At 52.7% G+C, this 3104-nt stretch carries 4 protein-coding genes and 3 tRNA genes; all 7 read right to left on the reverse strand.

Translation table 11 applies throughout. From position 1 onward, the window contains the following. Positions 1-242, reverse strand: a 242-nt coding sequence (locus CKW30_RS22685) for a GTP-binding protein (RefSeq protein ID WP_256584390.1), incomplete at its 3' end; no start/stop codon positions are given. An 85-nt stretch (positions 243-327) separates the two neighbouring features. After that, positions 328-403 (reverse strand) — tRNA-Thr (locus tag CKW30_RS22690). A 27-nt stretch (positions 404-430) separates the two neighbouring features. Further along, positions 431-504, reverse strand: a tRNA-Gly gene (locus CKW30_RS22695). 25 nt (positions 505-529) lie between these two features. After that, positions 530-614: transfer RNA gene (locus tag CKW30_RS22700), tRNA-Tyr, on the reverse strand. Positions 615-756: 142 nt separating this feature from the next. Beyond that, positions 757-1188 (reverse strand): hypothetical protein, encoded by a 432-nt coding sequence (locus CKW30_RS22705; RefSeq protein ID WP_095181969.1) that lies wholly within the window; start codon positions 1186-1188, stop codon positions 757-759. A 7-nt stretch (positions 1189-1195) separates the two neighbouring features. Then, entirely contained in the window at positions 1196-1948 is a 753-nt protein-coding gene (locus tag CKW30_RS22710) for a pantothenate kinase (protein ID WP_095181970.1), read from the reverse strand. Then, positions 1938-2891, reverse strand: coding sequence for a bifunctional biotin--[acetyl-CoA-carboxylase] ligase/biotin operon repressor BirA (gene birA / locus CKW30_RS22715; RefSeq protein ID WP_095181971.1), 954 nt, complete (start codon positions 2889-2891; stop codon positions 1938-1940). The genes CKW30_RS22710 and birA overlap by 11 nt, the downstream gene beginning before the upstream one ends. Positions 2892-3104 lie beyond the last annotated feature (213 nt).

The following is a 3104-nucleotide window of genomic DNA, read 5'->3' on the forward strand; positions in this document are numbered from 1 at the left end:
TCAACGTGAGCGTAGTGACGGATCTTCGAGTTGTACTCAACGTGCGCGGTGTTGATGGTGATACCGCGAGCTTTTTCTTCTGGTGCGCTGTCGATCTTGTCGAAGTCAACGATTGCAGAACCGAAAACCTCGGAGCAAACGCGAGTCAGAGCAGCAGTCAGAGTGGTTTTACCGTGGTCAACGTGACCAATGGTCCCAACGTTGACGTGGGGCAGGGAACGATCAAATTTTTCCTTAGCCATCGATATCACCCTCTACAGAAGAAATTAGACAAACAATATCAACCATTAAAACAAAGGCAGATATTTTCATATCTGCCTTGTTATATGGAGCTCTTGAGCGGATTTGAACCGCTGACCTCACCCTTACCAAGGGTGTGCTCTACCAACTGAGCTACAAGAGCAAAACCCTTTTGCACAACCTGCAAACTTGGAGCGGGTAGCGGGAATCGAACCCGCATCATCAGCTTGGAAGGCTGAGGTTCTACCACTAAACTATACCCGCGGAGCCTGCAGCTCACGCTTAAATCTGGTGGAGGGAGAAGGATTCGAACCTTCGAAGTCGTAGACGTCAGATTTACAGTCTGATCCCTTTGGCCGCTCGGGAACCCCTCCTAATCAGGCCGGCATTCTATATCATGCCAAACCCCTGTCAAGCATTTTCTCATTTAAAAACCTGAGGTTAGCTGCGTTGACACGCTTCACTTCGAATCCCGTTTAAGGTGTTCGCTGTGGAGCGGGCGCCATTCTATGCAAACTATTGAGCAGGTGCAACCCCTTCGCACAGCATTATTTTATGTTTTAACTCATTGAATTCCTTGGAAAGGTTTTGCAACTGCAGATCGCCCAACAAACGCTGGCTGTCCGGCGCAGCTGCCAGCCAGTACCCGCTTCCGGCAGCATCTTTCGGCAGGGATTGCACATTGACTTTCATCGCCACCAGACGCTGTTGCAACCTGGCAATTGAATCTTCGTCAGAAAATCCACCAAGGAACAAGCACTGCTGACGCGGCGCCACCTCGCCTCTTCGACCTTCACCTGCGGTTTCGCTCAGCAGACGGATATCCTGCTGCGAACCACGATACAGATTAAGAGGCGTTACATCTTTGGCTCGCAAGGGCGCTTCCTGCTGATGCCAGACATAGTAAAAAACATTGAGTACAACCAGCAGCAGGAACAACCAACGCATATAAACCTCAAGACAAGGGACAAGCCATCGCCAAGCCGACAAAAACCAGGTCGGGCACAACCCTGGCGTCAGGCGCGACGCCTTTAACCAACTCGGCATCCCCTCCCGTAATAAAGACGGCGAATTGCTCTCCCCAGTACGCTCGAGCCAGCTCTAATTGAGTGAGAACGAAGCCCCTCAGCATCAAAGAACAACCGCGCTCCACCGCTTCAACGGTGGTCCGTCCCGGGACGTGACTGGAAAGGGCGCGCTCTGCTGCTTCATCACCATAACGAATTTTACGGGTATGGGTGCGCAACTGGTTTCGCATCAAAGGCATACCAGGACAAATGAACCCCCCGAGATGCTCACCGTCAGCCGCGACAAAATCGGCAGTGACCGCGGTACCGAAATCGAGAACCAGGCAAGCACTTCCGGCAGCCAGGTGGAAGCCGCCGAGCATCGCCAGCCAGCGATCAAGCCCCAGACGCTCATAGTCTTCATAGCCGTTTCGAACACCGGACATCTCGCGGGCGGGTTTCGCACACACGATAGGAATACCGAACGCGCGCTCAAGCATTTCGGTTAAAGCGCTGGTTTCCTCGTTAGTCCTGACGCTTACCAAACGACACTTGCGCAGCGAGAGCGGCTTTATGATCCGTAGACTCTCAAGCAAAGCCTGATTGGAATCTACAACCCCTTCCGAAACCAGCCCACTCGCCGACGCATCCAGCACGCGCCATTTGATAAAACTATTGCCGCAGTCAAGCTCAAGAATCATCACGCAACCTCAGGCTGAGCTCTCCACCACTAAAGACTTTTTCAACACCATCTACAATCAAGCGCAACCCGCCTTGGCTATCAATCCCGAGCACTATCCCATCGATATGGCTGTTACCCGCGATCAACGACACGGATCGACCCTGCCACAGATGATTTTCCGCCCATTCTGCCTGCAGACTTGCGAACCCGTTGAGCTGGTGTTTATGGGTATAAGCTTTGAGTTGATTACTCAACTCAACCACCAGAGCATTGCGATCGCAGGCTTTGCCTGACTCCAGTTTTATAGAAGCCCATTGCTGGTCGACCTCATCGGCAACCTGCATATTCACGTTGATTCCTATACCCAATACAACATGACATACATCCGCCGGATCGCCGACGAGTTCGAGCAGGATGCCGGCTATTTTCTTGTTACCCACCAAAACATCGTTGGGCCACTTCAAACCGGCATTGGGCACGCCGGCGCTTCGCAAGGTCTGCATCACGGCCAAGCCAACAACAAGGCTCAACCCCTCAAGCTGACGCATGCCGCCATCTATTCGAAGAACCAGGCTGTAATAAAGATTTTCCGCAAATGGGCTCACCCACTTGCGGCCTCGACGACCACGGCCTGCCAATTGTCGCTCCGCGAGCACCAAAAACGGCGCGGGGGCGCCCTCACTGATAGAGCGCAAAGCTTCGGCATTTGTCGAGTCGACGGAGTCGAACACACGCACCGGCCATTGCGGCATCTTCCTGGTTATTTCAAGAGGATCAAGGAGCATCAAAGGCGCCGACAATTGATATCCGCGACCGCGAACTTTATGGATCGACAGGCCTAGTTCAGCTTCAAGCTGTTGTAGCTGCTTCCATACAGCACTTCGGCTAATTCCCAGGGCAACGCCCAAGTCCTGTCCGGAATGGAATCGTCCATCCTTCAGTAGATTCAACAACGTCAGCATGCAGGTATCGCCTCACAATGAGGCCCGCATAATAGCCATGCCCCGGGCCGTTGCATAGAAATCAAGCGGGCACATTTCTCGCAGGCAAAACAAAACCCCAACTGCTTTCGCAATTGGGGTTTCGGAATTTAATCTTGACGATGACCTACTCTCACATGGGGAAACCCCACACTACCATCGGCGATGCATCGTTTCACTGCTGAGTTCGGGATG

The organism is Pseudomonas sp. Irchel 3F6, from assembly GCF_900187595.1.
In the GTDB taxonomy this organism is placed as follows: domain Bacteria; phylum Pseudomonadota; class Gammaproteobacteria; order Pseudomonadales; family Pseudomonadaceae; genus Aquipseudomonas; species Aquipseudomonas siliginis.